Below are 22361 nucleotides of genomic sequence, written 5' to 3' on the forward strand. Positions count from 1 at the left end.
GTGTAGGGAGTTGCGGGTGGATTTTATCAGCGAATTTCATTCTAGTAAAATAAAATTTAATGTTTTGTGGTAGAATATTTTCCATTCAGCGCTAAATCATACTGTTATGTTGCAAAATCAGATACAAAAAGTTTATACCGTTTCCTTGCTCAATAAAGAGATACGCTACTTACTCGAACAAAATTTCTTTTCATTGCAACTCACAGGTGAAATATCTAATTTTATTTCGCCGAGTTCTGGCCATTGGTATTTCAGTTTAAAAGACGATAACGCACAAATTCGCGCAGCCATGTGGCGCGGTAATAATAGAAGTGCCACTTTTAAACCGAAAAATGGCGACCAAGTACTGGTGCGTGCTCGCGTATCACTTTACGAACCTCGCGGTGATTATCAGCTTATTGTCGAGCACATCGAGCCTGCAGGTGAAGGTCAATTAAAACAACAGTTTGACGCGCTTAAAATGCAACTTGCTGGCGAAGGTTTATTTGCCAGTGAATTTAAAAAGCCCCTGCCTAATAATATTCGCCGTTTAGGGGTTATTACCTCTCCTACTGGCGCTGCAATTAAAGATATTCTCACCGTACTGGAAAAGCGCGCGCCACAACTTGAGGTGGTAATTTACCCTGCACTGGTGCAAGGAAATGAAGCGCATTTACAGCTTATTGAACAATTACAGCTTGCTAATCAGCGCAATGAAGTGGATGTCATTATTCTGGGGCGCGGCGGCGGCTCAATGGAAGATTTATGGTGCTTTAACCACGAAATGCTTGCGCGCGCTATTTTCGCGTCAAAGCTGCCTGTAGTAAGTGCTGTTGGTCATGAAATTGATACGACTATTTCAGATTATGTTGCAGACTTACGCGCAGCAACACCATCGCAAGCGGCCGAAATTGTTAGTCCAGATAAAAATCACTTAGCTCAAAACATTGATGCGCTACAAAATCGATTGCACCACTTTATGGCGAAACGCCTGCAAAGTGCAGCACACAGCTACCAAGTACTTGAACAACATTTGCTGCGTTACCATCCTAGTAACCAATTAAATCAGCAATCTCAGTTACGAGATGAGCTTGAAATGCGCTTGCTTAACAGTATTCAACGAAAATTAGAGCAAGCAAAGTATGCACAACATACATTACAAAATAGACTCGAAAAAGCCACGCCCGAAAAGCGTTTAAGCCATGCGCAGCAACAGTTGCATAATCTGGTTAGCAGGCTTCAAAGTAGTCAAGCTAAGCAATTAGAGTTTGCAGAAAAACAACTTGCGGTATTGGCGGCAAAACTCAATGCCACCAGCCCGCTTGCGGTTTTAGCGCGCGGCTACTCAATGACGCAAAAAGATGCTAGCGTGGTCACCTCTGTCTCTCAAATTACTGAAGGCGACAACATTGTCACGCAATTTGCCGATGGCACTGTTACCAGTAAAGTCTCACACGTGAGTGCTAACAATGATCAATAAATCACTCATCAAACAGGCTCTTATTGAGCAGCTAGAAGCAAGCTTAACGATTGCGGTGCAATCTGCAAAACACGCACATCAAGATGCCACTCACGAGCAAAGTAAGGCCGAAACCCAATACGATAGCCTCGGCATCGAGATGGCTTACTTAGCTGAAGGGCAAAGTAAACGTATTGAAGCGCTTAGACAAGAAATTCAGGTACTTAAAGAATCGATAGAGCCAATTAGCAACCAGAAAATACAACTAGGTCATTTAGTTAAACTCGAAAATTGTGGCGATGAAAGTGTGTTATGGGTTTATATTTTAGCCGTTGCAGGTGGTAACAAAATCACTTTAAATAATGTTGATATTCAAATTGTTACACCAAGTGCGCCGATTGCTAAAAAGCTACTAAAGCAATCGATTGAGGATATTGTTAGCTTTGACTGGCAAGCAACTGAGTATGAAATTATCGAAGTTGTTTGAGTCTTATCAATAAGTGTGTTTTTATTAAAACTATAAGTGTTATCGATTGGTGTAACCTGATGTATCGCATATCCTTTTTCATCGTGCTGATGGCTATTTGCCTACCGGCGTTTAGCTGTGAGATAACCATGGGCTACCGTACCAGTGCACGATTACCACTTATCGCTGCAATGCCATCGAATCAAGGGCTATACAAAGCTATATTTGAGCGTGCTGCGCAAAATATTAACTGCAAGTTAGTCATAAAGCGTGCGCCCAAAAAACGCATAATCAAACTGCTTAATGAAGGTGCCATCGACTTTTATCCCGGTTATGGCTTTAATCAGACCCGCAGCGAATTTACGCACTTTTTCGAAAATGGCCTCACTAGTCATAGCGTCGTGATCACACACCGAGATGTTGCCAAAATAGATAATTTAGAACAACTGGAAAACAAAATTCTGCTAAAACCCTATGGTGGCAGAAAAACGGCCATTGAAGAACGAGATATATTGGTGCGGTACGGGCAAGATTTAGGCATTGCTGATGCAATCAAAGTAATTGAAAAAAAGCAGGCTGACTTTTTTATTTACAATAAAGCGTCGATTGATTATTACCTAGCGCAGCAGCCAAATGCACAGATTAAAATTCACGATTGCTGTTATTTAGCAAAACCAATGCATTTTGGCTTTTCTAGAAAGTCGAAGCACTATGAATCGTCGCTCAACCCAAACTACTTGCCAGAGCAAGCTGTGTCGGTCAACAACGTACTTTATTTGGTAAATGAAGGAACCGTTGCCAGCGCATTCGCTAAAGCGGTGAAAGCACTGGCCGAAAGTGGAGTAATTAAACAGTTAGAGCAGCAATATTACAGTGCAGCACTCGATAGTGAACAACCTGCTTCTTCGGACATATCAGCTACAAAACACTGATCCATAGTTTCTGCAGGGCAACCTGTTGTGGTTTTGCCAACCACTTTAGCTGGCACACCGACGACAGTGGTATGCGCATCAACATCGGCAATTACAACTGAACCCGCGCCAATTTTCGCATCTTCACCAACATCAATATTACCTAACACTTTTGCCCCCGCACCTATTAATACGCCGTGGCGGATTTTCGGGTGACGATCGCCTTGTTCATTACCTGTACCACCTAACGTAACCCCTTGCAGAATCGATACGTTATCTTCAATAACGGCGGTTTCACCCACAACAATGCCAGTTGCGTGGTCAAACATAATACCTTTACCCACTTTACATGCAGGGTGAATATCAACACCAAATACTTCTGAGTTGCGACTTTGAATAAATTGCGCGAGCTCTTTTCTATCTTGACGCCATAGGCAGTGTGCTAAGCGGTGTACTTGAATTGACTGAAAGCCTTTTAGGTTTAGTAGCACGGTTAGGTAGTTATCTACTGCTGGGTCGCGATCACGTACCGCTTTAATATCGTGCGCAACGTTATCAAGCATGGTGTCGCAATTAACAAATGCTTGATCGAATAACTCACGGAAAGTGAAAGCTGAAACTACCGCATCAGATAATTTGTTAGCGACAATAAAGCTTAATGCAGACCCTAGGCACTCATGGTTAAGTACACACGAATAAACGTGACTTGCCAATAACGGCTCTTTTCTTACTAAGGCTTCTGCTTCTTTACGTAATTCTTGCCAAATTGTATGACGCATAACAACACCAATCACTTTAACTACTTTTAGCTGTATAGCTTAATTTTAAACGAGTTTAACGCTTTTTGATAACTTGAGTAAGTAATTAAAGATAAGTTGTTAGACTGATTTATTTGCCTTTAGATAAATGTGTGCTAGAAATAGTGCCCTTCATAACCAAACGCAGCCTCTAAACATGAACAAAAATGTTGTACTTTTAGCCTTTTGCCAAGGACTTATCACAACCGGCAATATTTTGCTTGTGACCATCTCAGCCCTGGTTGGAAAAGCGCTAAGCCCAAGTACCACATTTATTACCTTTCCCGTTGCCATGCAAATGCTGGGGCTATTAGTTACTACGATTCCTGCATCGCTGATTATGGCTAAAACGGGTCGAAAGTTGGGTTTTAGTTTAGGCAATAGCATTGGTATTGGCGGCGCCGTGCTTGGCTTTTTTAGTTTATTGGCTAGCCAGTTTTGGTTATTTAGCTTCGCCACTTTTTTAATTGGGATTGGTATTGGCTTTGCTACGCTTTACCGTTTTGCAGCAATTGAAGCCAGTGACAAACCTGCTGTGGCAATATCTACAGTGATGGCAAGTGGTGTTGTAGCCGCGATACTCGGCCCTAATTTAGCGGTATGGGTGAACCATCACTACCCAGCATTAAACTACGCTAATGCATTTATTGCCCTTGCGTTTTTATATTCAATAGCGCTAATGCTATTACAACTCGTTAAATTTAATGAGGTGTCACATAGCCAAAATAATGGTGAAAGCAGGCCATTAAAAACCATTATTAGCGCGCCTAAATTTACGACTGCAGTATTTATTGCCATGGTAAGTTACACAGTGATGAATTTATTGATGACAGCAACGCCACTGGCGATGCATCGTCATGGCTTTGACTTAGCACAGTCGGCTCTGGTGATTGAATGGCATGTATTAGGCATGTTTTTACCGTCATTTTTTAGTGGTAAATTAATAGAACGTTTTGGTCAGGTCACCATGATGTATGCAGGAATTGTTTTAATCGCCCTTTGCTGCTTTGTTAATTTGCTGGGTTTAAGCCATTGGCACTTTTTAGCTGCGCTCTTTTTACTGGGTGTAGGTTGGAATTTTATGTTTATTAGTGCGACGCAAATGGTGAGCCAAACTTACTTACCGCAAGAGCGCGCTAAAGCCCAAGCTACTAACGAGTTTTTAGTGTTTAGCATGGTAACCCTCTCTGCATTAAGTGCAGGTTGGTTAGAAGCTACCGTAGGTTGGCAAACATTAAACCTAGTTACCTTGCCGATTTTATTACTAACAATAGCGTGGTTAACAGTTTATAAAATAAAGCAAAAAGCGCAGCTAAAGGTTAATTTAACGACAAGCTAACCCCCTTTTTAGTTAGCAAATTGTGTTTGCAACCAGTGATACAAAATAGAGAGCTCCACTCGCTGGGTATGGCATTTAGGTGTAACAAAGTAATAACTAAATGGCAATGTAATTTGCGTTTCACCAATGCGTTTTAGTTGCTTATCTTTAATTAAAGGTTTTACAAGTTGATGCCAAGCGAGTGCTTTACCTACACCATTTTTAGCTGCATTTAATGTAAGGCCTACTTCATCAAACACAAATTGGGCTGGCATTGAGGGTAGTTGAAAATGCTTTTGCCAATGTTGCCAGCTTATACCACCGGGCTTGTCTTCCATTCCTGCAGCATAATGAATCAAAGGCAATTCATGCTGCATTTCATAAACATTTGGCCTACATACCGGATAAACCATTTCATCTGCCAGTTTTTTAGAAACCGCATTCGCATATTTGCCATTACCAAAATGAATATGACAGTCTATATTTTGCTGCTCAAAATTAACGATTTGATGCTGGCTAATAAAATGAATTTGATAGTTAGGTAGCAAAGCTTGAAGCTCGGCTAATTTATTCACCAATACACAAGAAACAACACTCGGGATCGCCGCTATAACCAATTTTTTTACTTTCGGTGCTTGCGCTTTCTCAATACCAAACTCTATTTCTGAAAAGGCTTTTTTAACTGAGCTATAAAGCTGTTTAGCTTCGCTGGTAAGTGCCACACCTTTTGATTTGCGAATAAACAACTTCACATCTAAATGCGTTTCTAACTGCTTCATTTGATGACTTACGGCGCATGGCGTAAGGTGCAATAAATCACTGGCACGACTAAAATTAAGCTGCTCAGCGACGACAACGAAGGTGTGTAGATTGGTTAACTGACTGCTGATCATTATTTATGATTCAAATTTAACTCATATCACTTAAAAATATTATCACTTTCTTTAACAACAGATAACAAGCAAAATTAATTTAAACCCGTTTTAAATGAGGAAATAAGATGTCGCAGCACAGTGCTCAAATTGAATGGCAAAAAGCACCAGATGAGATGTTTACCGATGGACGTTACAACCGTGTTCATCAGTGGCGTTTTGATGGCGGTTTTTCAATGCCTGCATCGCCATCCCCAATGGTCGTGCCCTCGCCTTTTTCGAATTCCGATTTTGTCGACCCTGAAGAAGCCTTTATTGCATCACTGGCAAGTTGTCATATGTTGTTTTTTCTGCACTTTGCCGCAGAACAAGGCATTGTGATTGAACGTTATACAGATAACGCAATTGGCGAACTCGCTAAAAACGATGATGGCAAACTATGTATTACGGCCGTGACGTTAAAACCAGAGGTAACATTGGCAGGTGAATCGATTACACATAAAAAAAGCTTGGCAGAGTTACACCACCAAGCTCATGAAGCGTGCTTTTTAGCGCGTTCGGTAAATTTTGAGATTACCGTAGAGTGCGCGTAATTTGGCAATCGCTAGTATGCTAGCTGTTGAACTAGCATACGCTAATTACATTGTGAACATCTGTGAATCGATTGTACGAATAAGGTTGTTTACCCACTTACCGTATTTTTTGTGAATGCTATCACCATCATATTTCAAGTTAAGTGAATCGCGGTACTTAATCGTATACGTTTTTGCGTCGTAATGAATACCTACTTTAATCTGTTTACCACGCCAATTAAGTAAACCAGCAATTACGCCATCGCTTTCAACTTTACATGCCCACTGACGCTGCTGGCAGCCACTTAAAATTGCCTTTTCAACTGACTCTTTAGTCATGTTTGACGCATTTACTTGTTGATTGTAGTCAGTTACTGGAATGGTTTTACATGCAGCGAGTGAAAGGGTTACTACTGCGACTAGCGCTATTTTTTTTAACATTGTTTAGTCCTTTATGTTTTGTGTTCATTTTAGCAACGTGATTATTTCATTGAAGTGCTTAATTATCCAGCATCTTTTTGTAATTACGCCAACGTTAAACAAGTGATCTTAGCGCTTTTATTGCTTGATTATTTTTTTAATATTTCAAATTAAGCATAAAAAAGCCCGCCAATTGTGAAGTGACCCCATTAAGTTGGACTCATTTCTAAGCGGCTACCAAGGCCTGATTTCGATACTCTATCGGACTCAGGCCTTTTAGTTTCAGCTTAATTCGTTTGTGATTGTAATATTCTATATATTCTTTAATGGCATTTTCCAGCTCGGTTGCGCTTTTGTACTCATAACCGTGATACATTTCCGTTTTCAATATACCGAAGAAGTTTTCTGCAACGGCATTGTCTAAGCAGTTTCCTTTACGGGACATACTTTGTGTTAAGCTGTTATCTGCAATGATTTTTCTGGTCAACTGATGTTGATATTGCCAACCTTGATCAGAATGAATGAGCGGTCGCTCATGCCATGCTAACAACTTAATAGCCTTATTTAATGTATCAGTAACTAGACTTAACCTCGGTGAGGTTCCAACCTCATAACTAACAACTTCTTGATTAAACAGGTCAATGATTGGTGACAGATAGACACGCTGGTTAGCTACCTTAAATTCTGTAATATCGGTTACCCATTTTTGATTTGGTTTCACCGCATTAAAATCTCTGTTAAGCGTATTGTCGATATGCTTACCTAGTGCGCCCCTATAAGACTTATAACGCTTCGGCCTCACAGTCGATTGCAGTGACAATTGCTGCATCAAGCGTTGAACGGTTTTATGGTTAATGAGCGTACCCGAGTTGCGTAATGTTGACGTTATTCGCCTGTAACCATACCGTCCTTTGTGAGCATGGAATATAGACTTTATTTGCTGCTTTATCGCATCATATTTGTCGTGACTATCGCCTTTGTTACGATGGTAATAGTAAACGCTTTTCGGTAGCTCACTGGCCTTGAGTAAATGCGATAGTTTAAATTTAGCCTTTAGCTCACTCACTACTTTTGCTTTTTCGTTGTTGGTTTTTCCTGAGCCAAGGCATTCCACTTTTTTAAGACAGCATTCTCCGCTCTGAGGTACTCAAGCTCTTCTCTTAGTTCTTTTTCAGTCATTTCTTTCGAGTTTTTAGCTTTGGCAGGCTTGCGCATGTTTGCTCTGAGTGGTTTCAAGTGAGTTAATTTTCCCGAATTATAAGCGCAAAACCATTCGGATAACATGCCGGGAGAAGACAAGTCAAAAAAGGCACTAGTGTAAGTTAAAGACCATCCTTCCCGTTTCATTCGTTGAATCATCGCTAGGCGAGCTTCTTTTATGTAAGGTTTTTGCTTATGCAAAAAAGCATCTTTGCCATGAAGACGAAACACTAAACACCAATACCGAATTTGCCGTGAACTAACATTGAATTGTTTTGAAAGCAGACGTGAACCTTTGGTATTGGCTTGAGCTGCTACTTCTAGTTTGAACTCTCTACTGTATGTAGACATAAAAAGACCCCCAGTAATTGGAATGTCCAACTATTGGGGGTCACTTCATTGGCGGGCTTTTTATCGTTTTAAAAAACGTTTATTTAAATACGTTTTTTACGTCCATCACTTCAATATTGGCTTTATCGATAGCTAGCTTATAACTTTCAATTACCTTATCTTCATCGGTAAGTGATTTTGGTTTTTCAGCATTGTACTTAAGCGGTGAAACCGTTTCGTTAGCTAAACGCGCTTTCATGTCTTTTGCATCACCGGTAATAAACACATAGTGAATGTTTTTATTTTGTAAGTTGTCGCGAATAACACGATTTACATCTTCAACAGTTAAGCTCGCAAGCTGCTTACGTACATACGCAACAAACTCATCGGTATTGTAGAACTTGCTATCAAGCGCATAACCTAGCTGGCGATCTTGGCTTGCAACCATTTGCGGCACGAAGTTGGTTAAGAAGTTACGAGTTGATTCGAAATCTTCTTTGCTCATGCCATTTTCAATTAGCTTATCTAGCTCGTATTGCGCAACACGTGTTGCAAAGTGTGCATCATTGTTAGAGCGCAGTGGACGCAACCAAATTTGGAAAATTTGCTCAGAACGACCTAAGTTAGCATCTGGTTTGGTTTGATACATACCACGCGGAAAGTACTCAATATACGCATAATCACCATAGTTCATACCACGAATTTGGCGAATGCGCTGATACAAAAAGCTGTTTGAGTTACGGTGCTCACCAAAATAAGAACGCATTAACCAAAGTGCCGCCCAATCTTTATCGCTACGAATCGTATCAATCGGGAAACCAAAGCTCACCGCTGTTGATTTAGCTGGCTTTTCAACGATGGTTGCATGACGACCTTCCAACTTAGGCGCATCAGCAATTGTTAGGCGCTTTTCACTGCCTTCAGGAAGTGTACTTAAGTCTTTAAGCAGTTTTGCTTTTGCTGCATCTGACATGGCACCTGAGATACCCACATTTAATTTAGCCTGCGTAAATTCAGCTTTATAAAATGCTTTTAAATCTTCAAGTGTAAGCGCTTCTAAATCAGAAATATCACCATAGTTGTAGCTTTCATAAGTGTGACCTTGGTAAAGCTTACTGTATAACACTTCTTTGCCAAGCTCTTCATCGTTAGAGGCTTTTAGGCCTGCTTGAATGCCATCTAGTTGTTCTTTCTTTAAGCGCTTAAAGTCATCTTCACGCCAGCCAGGGTTAAGTAGTTGGTCACTAACAATTTTGTACCACTCGTCTACCTTGTCTTTATTAACACGGCCACGGAATGACACCATTTCTTTATCAATTTGTACACCAAAGCTACCAGCAATCGGGTAAAGGGCTTTTTGAATTTCTTTGTAAGAGCGCGACTCAGAGCCACCGCGTGCAATCATGTTAGCAGTGATTGCTGCAAGGCCTTTTTTACCTTCAGGATCAGCTGCTGCACCTGTGTAGAATAATAGGTTTACATCAACTAGCGGTGAGCTGCTGCGCATATCAAGTACAGAGAATTTCGCATCGCCTTGCGGTTTACTCATTTCGGCAACAACACCGTTTAAGTCAACCTCTTGCTCAAACCCTTTAACCGATTTAAGTGCCGACATAGTCACAGTTGTACGGCCTGAATCAATAAAATACTTATTGGCAATTTCACGAATATCTTCAGCGGAAATGCTATCTGCCGTTGCGTAAAGTTGGTTAATTACTTCAGGGTCACGCTCAAAATGCATGTAGCTTGCAAGGGTTGAAGCAATTGCTTGCGATGAATCTAAACCATTAACAAAGCTATACTTTAAATTAGACTTTAAGTTAGCAAGCTTATCCGCATCAACTAACTCGGTACGTGATTTGGCATAAGTACGGTTAATCGCATCGCGTGCTTTTGCTAAATCTTCTTCTTTTTCAACTTTTACAAATACGTGCAATAAACCCGGATCTTTGGTTTCTGGATTGTAAGTAAACATTTGGCTAGCAAGCTGCTTCTCAACAACTAACTCTTGGTAAAGCGCTGAGTTATTTGAAAAATACAGTTGCGAGATTAAATCTACTGCAGCACGGTCTTTTTCCGTTGGCTGCCACGCAGGACCCTTGTAAGAAACAAGTAACCAGTGACCCGGCAAACCTTCGCTTTCTTTATGAAGGTATTTTGCCGCTGTTTGCTTTGGCTCTACAGGAATATCAGCAACATAATCGCCACGCTGCCAGTTACCCCAATGCTTTTTAACCAGTTCAATGGTATCGTTCGGGTCTACATCACCAGTAATAATTAGCGATACATATTCTGGCTTATAAAACTTTTTAAAGAACTCTTCACCGTAGGCCATTTGATCTGGCATTTTTTCGATGTCTTCAAAAAAGCCCATAGTGGTGTGTTTGTAAGTATGCTTTTCAAACGCTTCGTTACGCACTGCACTTAATAGCTGGCGAATTGGGTTAGCATTATTTTTAAGGTACTCACCTTTAACCGTCAGTGCTTCTGTTCTAAATTGCGACTCAGAATATTTTAGGTTTTGGAAAATATCGCCTTTAATTTCAAGCACAGTTTCTAAATGCTGCTTTGAAAAGTTAAGGTGGTAGTTGGTGTAATCGTTTGTGGTGTAAGCGCGGTTATCTACACCTGAATTTTTAAGAATATCTGAGTAAACATCTTGCGGGAATTTTTCAGAGCCCTTAAACATCATGTGCTCAAAGAAGTGTGCAAAACCTGTTTTACCCGCTTCTACCTCGTTGCGAGAGCCTACTGATACTGGAATTTGCAGTGAGACTACATCTGGGTAATCTGTTTTAACCACCATAACGCGAAGGCCGTTATCGAGCTCTTCTAACACATAATCTTGTGCGAAAACTTTGTTTTCAGCTTTTACCGACGTAGCCGCTTGTGCATTATTTGATGATGTTGTGCTATTACAACCAGCAAGTGATAGTGCAATTGCTACACTTGCTGCAACCAATTTAAGTTTCATACTGTTTCCCTTGGTTTGGATTATTTTTCTATAGAATTTTTCTAAACTGGGTAATTATGGCGATGTTCGCGATGTTAAGCGAGTAATTGCGGTAAATGGGTGTAAATAAGGTCTGCGAGGGCCTTTTAAAAAGGCCCAGAGCAAAATCGCACTGGGCCATAATAGATTTAGTAAAACCTATCGAAGGGCACATTTATCCCCATTACACTCTACGGTGTCATCAAGAGTCAATATGCTTAAACTGTTATTGTAACTTAAGTCAATATCCGTAAGATTATTTCCACTAAGATACAATTCTCTTAACAGCCCAAAGCTACTCACATCTATATTAGTAAGCGCATTTCCTTCCGCTTGTAGATAGCTTATGCTGCTATTAAATGCAAAATCGATATATTGCAACTCATTACCCAAAACATCTAGCCTTAGCAAATTGCTATTGTTAATCAAATCAAGCTCGTTTAAGCTATTTTTTTGCGCTTCAAGCACTCTTAATTCAGTATTATTTGATAAATCCAAACTAACCAAGTTATTTGAGCTTAAATTTAATCGCTCAAGTAAAATAAGCTTGCTCAAATCAACTTCTGAAATACCGGTAGAAAACAAATTTAAGTCTGTGAGCTTTTGGTTGTTACTAATGTCTAAATTAAGCAAGGAGTTGCCACCTAAAACCAAATTTGTTAGTTCTGTATTTTGACTTACATCAATTGATGTTATGTTATTTGCCCAAATATTTAAGTATGTCAGCTTAGGTAAATGAGTAACGTCTAAAGACGCAATTGAATTAAGAACCAAACTCAAATCTGTTAATAAGTGATTATTGCTTAAATCAACCTCTGTCAACTGATTCATAGAAAGGTTTAAGTACTCTAAACTTGTATTACCCTGAAGACCGATAGTTTTAATCTGATTCGTACCGAGTGATAGGTGTTTTAACTTAGCGTTGTGGCTAACGTTAATTGTCGACAGTTTATTGCTGCTTAAGTCCAGTTTCTCTAAATTTACATTATTTGTAATATCGATTTGTGAGATATTATTCGCGCCTAGTACCAAGCTTACCAGTTCAGCGTTATTGCTTAAGTCTATCTCAGTTAAATCACTACCCCAAACATTTAAATCACTCAATTTTTTATTATTCGTCACATCAATATTAATAATATTGTTAGTTGATAACTCGAGTATTTGAAGCTCAGGGCTACCTGAAGTGCCTATTTGTTCCAATAAATTATTAGTAGCCAGGGTTTCGGTTAAATTAATATTGTTACTAAAATCAAGGTTTAAAAGTTTATTATAAGAAAGATTTACTTTACGTAATGCTAAATTCTTACTCAAATCAATATAACTAAGCTGGTTTGTATTTAGATACAACTCAGTAATATTTGGGTTGTTGCTAAGGTCTATTTGTGTAAGAGAGTTAACGGATAAATTTAGCACCTTCATGTTTTGAAAATATTCAATTCCCGCTGCAGAAACAATATTCTTTTGACGGCAATCTAACTCTTCTACTTGAGATACAACAATTAAATCTGATTCGTTTAAGCACTGTAATAAGTTAAAATCTGAAACCACATCCGCAATTCCAACATCAACGATTACCAAACGCTCTTTTTGCGATACATTTCCAGACTTATCAGTCGCCACGTAAGTGACTAAATATTCACCAACTTCATTTGAATTAACGTTATGCGAAACTTCAACTTCAACTAAACCATCGACTTCATCGTTAGCTGATGCACCAGGATCTTCAAAATTACTGCCCTGTGCTACCATCAATGGAGTTTTACCGTTCAAATTGATTTCTGGTGGCTTTTTATCTACTACAAAAATAGTTCTCGTTGCTGTAGCTTTTAGACCTGAACTATCCACTGTTGAATACTCAATAAAATACTCACCAACTTTGTTAATGTTTATAGTTCCGCTAATACTGACATGCAAATCGCCATCGATTATATCTGAACCAACTGCACCTTCATCAACGTACTGCGTGCCATACTCGATCGTAATCGGGTTTAACCCTAAAACATCAATAGTTGGTGGTGTAGTATCTACAACATATACTGTTCTATGGCTTATTGATGAGTTCCCAGAGCTATCGTTAGCTCTGTATTCAACCGTATATTCTCCTTGCTTCAAGCTGTTAACATATCCACTTATACTTGGAATTATTTCTCCATCATAGTTATCAACAGCTATAGCCCCACTTTCAACATATTCGTGTCCATATTCAATCGTTACTTCTAATTCACCGATTAATGTAATTAACGGAGATAAGCTATCTACCACAATTACTTTTCGCTCAATGTTAGACGCGTTTCCTGAACTATCGACAGCAGAGTAAACAATCGTATATTCATCAAGTTTTTGAGTATCTACAATGCCACTAATTTCAACTTCAATTTGACCATCAACAGCATCATGAGCTTTCACCCCTAATTCAACATACTGGCTGGCGTATTCTATCGTCACAACTTCCTTACCAACTAATGTGATAACGGGCGAAGTTGTATCAACGACGACGACACTGCGTTCAATACTTGATGAGTTCCCAGATTTATCAAATGCTCTGTATACAACGGTATATTCACCAAGTTTTTGAGTATTTACAGTGCTACTGACTTCTATTTCTATTTCAATTTCAGAATCGACATTATCAAGTGCGTAGGCGCCCAGTTCAACATAGTCGTTACCAAACTCAACTATTACTGAAGCTTCCCCCACTAAACTTATAACAGGTGCAGTTGTATCAACGACCATTACCTTGCGTTCAGCTAATGCTATATTGCCAGACTTATCTTGTGCCGAATATGTAATACGGTATTCACCAATTTTATTTGAATTTACTTTACCACTACTCGTTACTGCAACTGCCCCATCAACAGCATCAAGTGCCGTAGCTCCCGAATCCTTGTATTCGGAACCATACTCAATATTCAATGGGTTATCACCAAGAATCGAAATAACTGGAGGTGTGGTATCTTTTTTATCAGACCCTCCGCACCCAGTTAAGATACTTAAAGATAAAAAAAGAAACGAAATGATTTTTAAATAAGACATGAGATCTATATTAATTCCATTTAATTAAAATAAAGCTTGATATCATACCAAAGAAGCGATGAAAAAAATATATAAATCAGTTATTCACAATAGCCGGTCAAGAACTTGAATTTCCCTCAAGTTCTATTTCAATTTTTTTCAGTCGCAATTTTGAATTTTAGCTATTTAGACGTCTAAAAGGCTGCTATAGTTACTGTATCGAAATTATTTATGGTACGGAACAATGGCTTTATCTTTACAACAGAAAATTCAAGACCCAACACAAGGCGTTTATTTAATTGGTACTACGCCACCAAAAATGGGGACTGAAAAAGAAAAAGTGACAGAGATTGCCAATAAATTACTGGGTCGTTTGCATGAAATAGAGTATGACGGGTTAGTCATTTACGACATTCAAGATGAAAGTAGCCGCACCAGCGTACCACGCCCTTTTCCGTTTAAGCATACCGTAGACCCGCGCGAATACAGCTTATTGTTAAGTGATTTATCTGAATTAGATGTAATCACTTATAAAAGCGTCGCGCAGCGTGGTGTCGAAGAATTTAATGACTGGCTAACAGAAACCAAAGAAAAATATGCACTTAACAACCTTGTTTTAGTGGGTAGTCCATCGTCTGAAGGTGAGATTAAATTAAGCTTACCAAACGCGTATAACGCATTAAGTGAGCATCAAAATAAGTTTTTCTTAGGTGGTGTTACCATCGCGGAACGTCACGCATCAAAACGTAATGAACATGAACGTTTATTAGAAAAAACAGCGCAAGGCTGTGAGTATTTTATCTCGCAAGCCGTTTATGATGCACAAGCGACAATCGACTTAATTACTAGCTATGCCCGTAGTTGCAAGCAGCAAGGTTTAACACCTAACCGCATTATCTTAACCTTTACGCCATGCGGCAGTGAAAAAACGTTAGAGTTTATGCAATGGCTTGGTATTTCAGTGCCAGAAGCCACTAAGTGGCGCATTTTAGACTCTGAGCAATCACTTAATGAATCAGTGCGTATTTGCCGTGAAAACTTAAACCTTATTTTACAAAGCTGTGCCCATTTAGATGTGCCACTAGGTTTAAACATTGAAAGCTTAACCAACCGTAAAGAAGAAATTGATGCATCAATCAATCTTTACCGTTTATTAAAAGCAACAATGGAACTGAACCTGGCTGAAAAGCAGTTAGCAAGTTAATTTAGGGCTCCGCACTCCCTTAACTTCAAGTTCTAGCTAGTTAGGGTTTAATGGGCTAAGTCCTGCAATAGAGTGGCTCAATGCCACTTTTTCTTTAAGTGCTTTAAAGTCGTATTCGGCCCAATTAATTTTAACTTTATGGGATTTAAAATGTGCAACATTTTGCTTAGTGATCACATCAAGGTTAAAGGTTAGCTTTTTATTTTTTTGCTGGGAAAAAATATCGTGTCCATTATCGTAAAGCAATAAGCTAATAACTGCCCATGCCCCCATAACTTTATGACCACCAATTGACGCACTTATTGACTGTTTTTCAACGGCTTGAATTGCGCGAGGTAACCAATCAAAGCCACCAATAAAAATATCTTTATTGGGAATACGGCCCGATTCTACCGCTGCTTTACTGGCACCAAGTGCCATCAAATCAGACGCGGCCCATATAATATTTACTTTAGGAAAGCGCGCTAATAGCGCCTTGCTTTGATTAAACGCAACCTGCTCAGACCAACCAGCATGCACCGCTTGATATACAACCCCTTCATTGCCCTCGAAATACTCTCGCATACCATTAAACCGCGCCTGCGATTCACTGCCATAGTGACCATTAATAGCCACCACATGCGTTTCTTGCTTGGGTAATTGTGCCTGTTTTAATTGTTGCAACGCTTTTGCAAGTTGACCTCCTGCGGTGTGATTATCAAAGTAGATTTCACCAAGCCAGTGCTTATATTTTTGCCCTGCTAACCCTATTTTTTTGCGTTCTTCACCAAAAATTGTTTGCTCTAATGTAACAAACTTAATCTGCTGCGACTCCAGCAATGACATGCTCGCAGTGGAACCGCCGGGGTAATTTAAAATCACTGCGTAATCTGGTTTGGGGTTTTTCGCTAAATATTGTTTTAGCGCTTCTAATTGAACAATACGATTACCACCGCCATAAATCACCTGCATTTTTGTGCCAAGTTGCAGCGCTGCTGATTGCGCTATTTCTTCAACACTTTGCCAAAAAGGCTCATTGGGGATAGACGGGTTTACAAATAAAATATTTAACTCAGCACGCACCGAGTTACCAAATAAAATGATGCAGAACATCAAGTACTTAAAAAGTCTTATCATCACACCAAAAACAGATTCGATCATTATTCAAGTATTATCAAAGAACACTACAAAAGCGAATTTAAACGCGAAAAACTAATGCCAATTAATTGTTAGTTGATACTGCTGGCACGTCGCTAGATGCAGAACGTACAGGCAACGGATAAATGTCACTAAATGCTGTAAATTATTAGCCAAAGAAAAGGGAGATATAAATCTCCCTTTGGCTTTTACAAGTTAGGTCCCAGCCAACGTTCGGCTTCTTGTAAATTCATTGCTTGACGCTTGGCATAATCTTCTAGCTGATCTTGCTGAATTTGTGCAACGGCGAAATACTTAGACTCTGGGTGAGAAAAATACCAACCCGAAACCGCAGCGCCCGGCCACATCGCATAAGAGCTCGTCAACTTCATACCGATGCGATTTTCAACATCGAGTAACTGCCAAATTTTTTGCTTTTCAGTATGCTCTGGACAAGCTGGATAACCTGGAGCCGGACGAATACCTTGGTAATTTTCGCGAATAAGCTCATCGTTAGATAAATTTTCATCGGCGGCAAAACCCCAGATTTCTTTACGCACGCGCTCATGCAGGTATTCAGCGAATGCTTCCGCTAAGCGGTCGGCCACAGCTTTTACCATAATCTTGTTATAGTCATCTTGCTGCTGCTCGAATACATCCGCTAAATCGTCTTCTTCTAACCCGCCAGTTACCGCAAATGCACCAAAGTAGTCCGGTGTGCCTTTTGGCGCGATATAATCAGCTAAACAATAGTTCGGGAAGTCTTTTTTCTCGGTTTGCTGACGTAGTTGACAACTTGTCACAAGCACTTCAGTGCGCGATTCATCGGTGTATATTTCAATATCATCTTCCACACGGTTAGCAGGGAAGATACCCATCACGCCTAACGGCTGCAGCTTGTTTGACGACGCTAAATCATCGAGCATCTCGTTAGCATCTTTAAATAGTTGCTTTGCCTCTTCCCCCACAATTTCATCTTCTAAAATGCGCGGGTATTTACCAGCAAGCGACCAGGTCATAAAAAATGGCGTCCAATCGATATATTCACGCAGAGTCTCAATCGAAACATCTTTAAACTCTGTTACACCAATCTGCTTTGGCACAGGCGGCGTGTAATTTACAAAATCAATTGGTGCGCTATTAGCACGAGCTGCGGCAAGTGTAACTGGTTTTGAGCGTGGGCGTTTACGCGCTTGTTGCTCACGCACTTTTTCATACTCAGCAGTCGTTTTTGCTAAAAACTCGGGCTTTTGTGTTTTACTTAACAAGCTTGACGCCACACCAACTGCACGCGAAGCGTTATTAACATACACCACGCCTTTGTCATATTCCGGTTCAATTTTAACCGCAGTATGCGCTTTTGATGTGGTTGCACCACCAATTAATAAAGGAATATCAAACCCTTGGCGCGTCATTTCTTTTGCCACATGCACCATTTCATCAAGCGATGGCGTAATCAGGCCAGAAAGACCAATAATATCGACTTTCTCTTCAATGGCAGTGCGCAATATAGTTTCCGCAGGTACCATTACCCCAAGGTCGATCACTTCGTAGTTATTACATTGCAACACAACACCCACAATGTTTTTACCAATGTCGTGTACATCACCTTTCACGGTAGCCATTAGGATTTTACCGTTGGTAGCGCCTTCTTCTTTTTCCGCTTCAATATATGGGTCAAGGTAGGCAACTGCGCGCTTCATCACCCGCGCCGATTTAACAACCTGTGGTAAGAACATTTTACCAGCACCAAACAGGTCACCGACGACGTTCATACCATCCATTAATGGACCTTCAATTACTTGAATTGGTTTATCAGCTTGTTGGCGAGCTTCTTCGGTATCTTCGTCAATAAATTCCGTAATACCTTTAACAAGGGCATGCTCTAAACGTTTTGCAACAGGCCAGCTGCGCCATTCTAAATCTTCTTTTTTCGCTTCAACGCCTTGCCCTGAGTATTTAGGTGCAAGTTCAACTAAGCGCTCACCCGCTTCAGGGTCGGTATTTAATACTACGTCTTCAACTGCATCGCGCAGCTCTTTTGGAATATCATCATAAACTGCAAGCTGACCCGCATTTACGATACCCATGTCCATTCCCGCTTTAATGGCGTGATATAAAAATACCGAGTGAATGGCTTCACGCACCGGGTTATTACCACGGAATGAGAAAGATACGTTTGATACACCGCCCGACACTTTACAGTGCGGTAAGTTTTGTTTAATGCGGCGTGTGCCTTCAATAAACTCAACAGCATAGTTGTCGTGTTCTTCAATACCCGTGGCTACCGCAAAAATATTCGGGTCAAAAATAATATCTTCTGGTGGAAAACCTAATTGGTCGACTAGAATACGGTACGAACGCTGACAGATTTCAAACTTACGGTCGGCCGTTTCGGCTTGCCCTGTTTCATCAAACGCCATAACAACCGCAGCTGCACCAAAACGCTTAATGATTTTAGCTTGCTTAATAAATGGCTCTTCACCTTCTTTAAGTGAAATTGAGTTAACAATTGCTTTACCTTGAATGCACTTCAAGCCTGCTTCAATTACCTCCCACTTCGATGAGTCGACCATAATTGGTACACGAGAGATATCTGGCTCTGACGCAATTAGATTTAAAAAGCGTACCATTGCCGCTTTTGAGTCCAACATGGCTTCATCCATGTTGATATCAATAATTTGCGCGCCGTTCTCTACTTGCTCACGGGCAACTTCCAGTGCGGTTTCGTAATCTTCTTCTAGGATTAAACGTTTGAAACGGGCTGAACCCGTAACATTGGTACGTTCACCAACATTGGTAAATACTGCTGTACTGCTTGTCATGTTTGCTCCTAGTTTAAATTACAGGCTTCAAGGCCAGCTAAACGCATGCGCACTTCAATTTCAGGTAATTGGCGCGGTGCTACATTTTTTGTGCCTTGATACATCGCATTAATATGCTCAGGCGTGGTGCCACAACAGCCACCGACAATATTAATAAAGCCTGACTCTGCCCAATCAATAATCTCTTTTGCCATTTCATCAGCTTCTAAATCGTATTCACCAAATTCGTTCGGTAAGCCTGCGTTAGGGTGAACCGACACAAAGGTTTCACACACACGCGATAACTCTTCTACATATTGGCGCAATAAATCTGGCCCAAGGGCACAATTAAGGCCAATTGAAATAGGTTTAATATGACGAATAGAATTGTAGAATGCCTCAGTTGTTTGGCCTGATAAAGTTCGGCCTGAAGCATCAGTAATGGTGCCTGAAATCATTACAGGCAAGGTAACACCTGCGCGCTCAAACGCTTCTTCTACTGCAAAAGCCGCTGCTTTTGAATTAAGCGTATCGAAAATAGTCTCAATCAGAATTAAATCCGCGCCACCTTCAATCAATGCCAGTGTTGATTCAATATAGGCTTCAACAAGAGCATCAAAGGTAATGTTTCTAAAACCAGGATCGTTTACATCTGGCGAAATAGAACAGGTTTTTGATGTTGGACCAAGCACACCTGCAACATAACGCGGTTTTGTTGGGTCTTGTGCTTCAAATTCATCACACACTTTACGCGCCAGTTTTGCCGATTCAAGATTGATTTCACGGCTTAAGCTGGCCATTTCATAGTCTTCCATTGAAATGGTGGTCGCGTTAAAGGTATTGGTTTCAATAATATCAGCGCCTGCCGCAAGGTATTCACGATGAATTTGTTCAATGATCTGTGGCTGGGTTAAACTGAGTAAGTCATTATTGCCCTTAACTAACACATGCCAATTTGCAAAGCGGTCACCGCGGTAATCTTCTTCTTCCAGTTTGTATTTCTGGATCATGGTGCCCATTGCACCATCAAGAATATGAATACGCGCTTTTAATGCAGTGGTTAACTGCTGTGATTTATTCGGCATAGTTGTTAGTCCTTACGTCTTGGCTGACTAAATTAATATCGTATGGCGTGGTTTGATAAACGTAGTAGTTTAACCAATTTGAAAATAATAAAAAGGCGTGGCTCTGCCAAGTTTTACTTGGTTTGGCGCTGGCATCATCATTAGGAAAATAATTATTTGGCTTAGGTGCATTTTCTGCTTTTTCTAGGTCGCGTAGGTACTCTTTGTTCAAAGTATCTGCATCGTATTCTGGGTGACCAGTTAAATACACCTGCGAACCGGATTTATTCTTAATTAAAAACGCACCGACCTCTGGCGAACCTGCAACCACCTCAAGCTGGCTGTGGTTTGCAATATCAGCTTCATTAATATGGCCATAGCGCGAATGTGGCACTAAGAATTCATCGTCAAAACCGCGTGTTAACGCTGCATGTTCAAAGTAACGTTGATGTTTAAACACACCGCAAAGCTTTTTCGCTTTAAGTTTGCGCTTCAATCCATAGTGATGAAATAGCCCTGCATGAGCAGCCCAGCACGAAAACAAGGTAGAAGTAACATGTTGCTCAGCCCAGTCGAAAATCTCTTTCAGCTCTTGCCAATAAGCCACATCACTATATTCTAGGTGTGCCAATGGCGCACCAGTCACAATCATGGCATCGTAGTTTTCGTTTTTAACTTCTGAGAAATACTTATAGAACATATCAAGGTGTTGCTCAGAGGTATTTTTGCTACGGTGAGTATCTAAACGCAGCAACTCCACATTTACCTGAAGCGGCGAATTAGCCAGCAAACGAATAAACTGCACTTCAGTCTCAACCTTGTTTGGCATCAGGTTTAAAATGGCTAATCGCATTGGGCGGATCTCTTGTGTTTGCGCACGGCTTTGTGGCATTACAAACACATTTTCTTGCCTTAATGTATTAATGGCGGGCAATTGATCGCGCACTGTGATTGGCATCATTGTATCCTTATTACTATGGTAAATTGGGTTTAACCTGACGCTAATTATGAACGGATAGCCGGAAATATCAAGCTCCAGATGTTTAGATGTCCATTTAAGATTAAAGTGAAAAATACGCCAACCGTACTCCTACCGACAAATCCACCTCTCATTTCATAATAAGTGCTTTGTAAAAGTCACCATTACGCTCCCATCGTTTAAATCAACTTTTAACTAATGCTTTTGATTTTAATAATTTTTTACATTTTTCGAATAACAAGTGTTGCGACAAATAAAAAACAGCATTAGGATCGAATAAAAATCAATATCATTTACATTATAATGAGCTTTTTAGCAATTATCCCAATCTGGCTTGGATGCCTAGCCTGTTATTTAGGCAGTGAAAAACAACTACTGCTCAGTAAACCAATGAATAAATCTATTGCCAATTTTTTATTAGTTATTGGCTATTTTATTGGTGTTGCCATTTTCTCGCTGTCTTTTGCGCTTGCATCTTCGCTACTGGCGGCCTTTGTCGCATTAATGCTTGCGCTGGTAAGCCACACAATTTTAAGCACTTATACAAAAAACATTTGGCGTTTCAATGCACCCGTTGTGGTATCACTATTCGTTTTAGCGGGGGTGAGCTATGTGGCCTAAAACGTTAATTGGCTTCTTTTTTGGTCTTTTGTTATCAATCTCAATCGTGCTCAATTTAAATTTGATTTTGCCATTAGCGGAAGACGTTAGGCTTATTTCAGGCTTGGTGTTGGCATTCCCTATTTGGGCGGGCGTACTGGTGTGGAGTTACGCATTTGAAAAAGCACGCAAAGCCGCCAAAAACATTAGCTTTGTTCTTATCCCCTCTTGCTTACTCAACGTTATTCTTTTGATGAGTCAATAAT

19 protein-coding genes are annotated in these 22361 nt (G+C 40.2%); 8 read left to right on the forward strand and 11 right to left on the reverse strand.

The genetic code is table 11. The features are described 5' to 3' along the window. Positions 1-106: 106 nt before the first annotated feature. From xseA to ACXAFE_RS11050, 3 genes are read left to right on the forward strand one after another with little or no spacing between them, the layout of a single operon-like run. Positions 107-1459: an exodeoxyribonuclease VII large subunit gene (gene xseA / locus ACXAFE_RS11040; RefSeq protein ID WP_475152343.1), complete on the forward strand. Its 1353-nt coding sequence runs from the start codon at positions 107-109 to the stop codon at positions 1457-1459. After that, positions 1449-1925, forward strand: a complete 477-nt coding sequence (locus ACXAFE_RS11045) for a transcription elongation factor GreAB (protein WP_475152346.1) — start codon at positions 1449-1451, stop codon at positions 1923-1925. The genes xseA and ACXAFE_RS11045 overlap by 11 nt, the downstream gene beginning before the upstream one ends. A 59-nt stretch (positions 1926-1984) precedes the next feature. Next, entirely contained in the window at positions 1985-2836 is an 852-nt protein-coding gene (locus tag ACXAFE_RS11050) for a substrate-binding periplasmic protein (RefSeq protein ID WP_475152348.1), read from the forward strand. On the opposite strand, the gene cysE is transcribed toward ACXAFE_RS11050, so the two are convergent. Then, entirely contained in the window at positions 2773-3594 is an 822-nt protein-coding gene (gene cysE / locus ACXAFE_RS11055) for a serine O-acetyltransferase (RefSeq protein WP_100914549.1), read from the reverse strand. The genes ACXAFE_RS11050 and cysE overlap by 64 nt on opposite strands. Positions 3595-3769: 175 nt before the next feature. Between cysE and ACXAFE_RS11060 the strand changes: the two genes are divergently transcribed. After that, a complete protein-coding gene (locus ACXAFE_RS11060) occupies positions 3770-4951 on the forward strand; it encodes an MFS transporter (RefSeq protein WP_475152356.1) in 1182 nt (393 codons plus the stop codon). A gap of 8 nt (positions 4952-4959) precedes the next feature. Here the strand turns inward: ACXAFE_RS11060 and ACXAFE_RS11065 are convergent, their stop codons facing one another. Then, positions 4960-5823: a LysR family transcriptional regulator gene (locus ACXAFE_RS11065; RefSeq protein WP_475152362.1), complete on the reverse strand. Its 864-nt coding sequence runs from the start codon at positions 5821-5823 to the stop codon at positions 4960-4962. Between the two features lie 107 nt (positions 5824-5930). On the opposite strand from ACXAFE_RS11065, the gene ACXAFE_RS11070 reads away from it, so the two are divergent. After that, complete coding sequence (locus ACXAFE_RS11070; protein ID WP_475152369.1) at positions 5931-6395, forward strand: OsmC family protein; 465 nt, start codon at positions 5931-5933, stop codon at positions 6393-6395. Between the two features lie 45 nt (positions 6396-6440). Here ACXAFE_RS11070 and ACXAFE_RS11075 read toward each other — a convergent pair whose 3' ends face one another. The 5 genes from ACXAFE_RS11075 to ACXAFE_RS11095 form a co-directional block, all read right to left on the reverse strand. Then, complete coding sequence (locus ACXAFE_RS11075; protein ID WP_475152373.1) at positions 6441-6815, reverse strand: hypothetical protein; 375 nt, start codon at positions 6813-6815, stop codon at positions 6441-6443. A gap of 205 nt (positions 6816-7020) precedes the next feature. Further along, positions 7021-7908, reverse strand: a complete 888-nt coding sequence (locus ACXAFE_RS11080) for an IS3 family transposase (RefSeq protein WP_475152377.1) — start codon at positions 7906-7908, stop codon at positions 7021-7023. Next, positions 7860-8345: a transposase gene (locus tag ACXAFE_RS11085; RefSeq protein WP_475150640.1), complete on the reverse strand. Its 486-nt coding sequence runs from the start codon at positions 8343-8345 to the stop codon at positions 7860-7862. The genes ACXAFE_RS11080 and ACXAFE_RS11085 overlap by 49 nt, the downstream gene beginning before the upstream one ends. A 79-nt stretch (positions 8346-8424) precedes the next feature. Continuing rightward, positions 8425-11298: a M16 family metallopeptidase gene (locus tag ACXAFE_RS11090; RefSeq protein ID WP_475152379.1), complete on the reverse strand. Its 2874-nt coding sequence runs from the start codon at positions 11296-11298 to the stop codon at positions 8425-8427. Positions 11299-11475: 177 nt separating this feature from the next. Continuing rightward, positions 11476-14349 carry an immunoglobulin-like domain-containing protein gene (locus ACXAFE_RS11095; RefSeq protein ID WP_475152382.1) on the reverse strand — a complete coding sequence of 958 codons (2874 nt, stop codon included), beginning with the start codon at positions 14347-14349 and terminating at the stop codon, positions 11476-11478. A gap of 223 nt (positions 14350-14572) precedes the next feature. On the opposite strand from ACXAFE_RS11095, the gene ACXAFE_RS11100 reads away from it, so the two are divergent. Beyond that, positions 14573-15532: a hypothetical protein gene (locus ACXAFE_RS11100; RefSeq protein ID WP_475152384.1), complete on the forward strand. Its 960-nt coding sequence runs from the start codon at positions 14573-14575 to the stop codon at positions 15530-15532. A 36-nt stretch (positions 15533-15568) separates the two neighbouring features. Here the strand turns inward: ACXAFE_RS11100 and ACXAFE_RS11105 are convergent, their stop codons facing one another. The 4 genes from ACXAFE_RS11105 to ACXAFE_RS11120 form a co-directional block, all read right to left on the reverse strand. Further along, entirely contained in the window at positions 15569-16624 is a 1056-nt protein-coding gene (locus ACXAFE_RS11105; RefSeq protein ID WP_475152388.1) for an ABC transporter substrate-binding protein, read from the reverse strand. A gap of 233 nt (positions 16625-16857) precedes the next feature. After that, complete coding sequence (metH, locus tag ACXAFE_RS11110; protein WP_475152391.1) at positions 16858-19473, reverse strand: methionine synthase; 2616 nt, start codon at positions 19471-19473, stop codon at positions 16858-16860. Between the two features lie 8 nt (positions 19474-19481). Then, positions 19482-20537: a homocysteine S-methyltransferase family protein gene (locus tag ACXAFE_RS11115; protein WP_475152396.1), complete on the reverse strand. Its 1056-nt coding sequence runs from the start codon at positions 20535-20537 to the stop codon at positions 19482-19484. Then, positions 20527-21474, reverse strand: a complete 948-nt coding sequence (locus ACXAFE_RS11120; protein ID WP_475153607.1) for a homoserine O-succinyltransferase — start codon at positions 21472-21474, stop codon at positions 20527-20529. Before ACXAFE_RS11120 ends, ACXAFE_RS11115 begins: the two co-directional genes overlap by 11 nt. A 411-nt stretch (positions 21475-21885) precedes the next feature. Between ACXAFE_RS11120 and ACXAFE_RS11125 the strand changes: the two genes are divergently transcribed. Together ACXAFE_RS11125 and ACXAFE_RS11130 are read left to right on the forward strand one after the other, a co-directional pair. Continuing rightward, the gene (locus ACXAFE_RS11125) at positions 21886-22116 is read left to right on the forward strand and encodes a hypothetical protein (protein WP_475152398.1); all 231 of its coding nucleotides are present in this window, start codon (positions 21886-21888) and stop codon (positions 22114-22116) included. Further along, a complete protein-coding gene (locus ACXAFE_RS11130) occupies positions 22106-22360 on the forward strand; it encodes a hypothetical protein (RefSeq protein ID WP_475152402.1) in 255 nt (84 codons plus the stop codon). The genes ACXAFE_RS11125 and ACXAFE_RS11130 overlap by 11 nt, the downstream gene beginning before the upstream one ends. Position 22361: the final 1 nt, after the last annotated feature.

It is taken from the genome of Pseudoalteromonas sp. ABV4_021 (assembly GCF_056159365.1).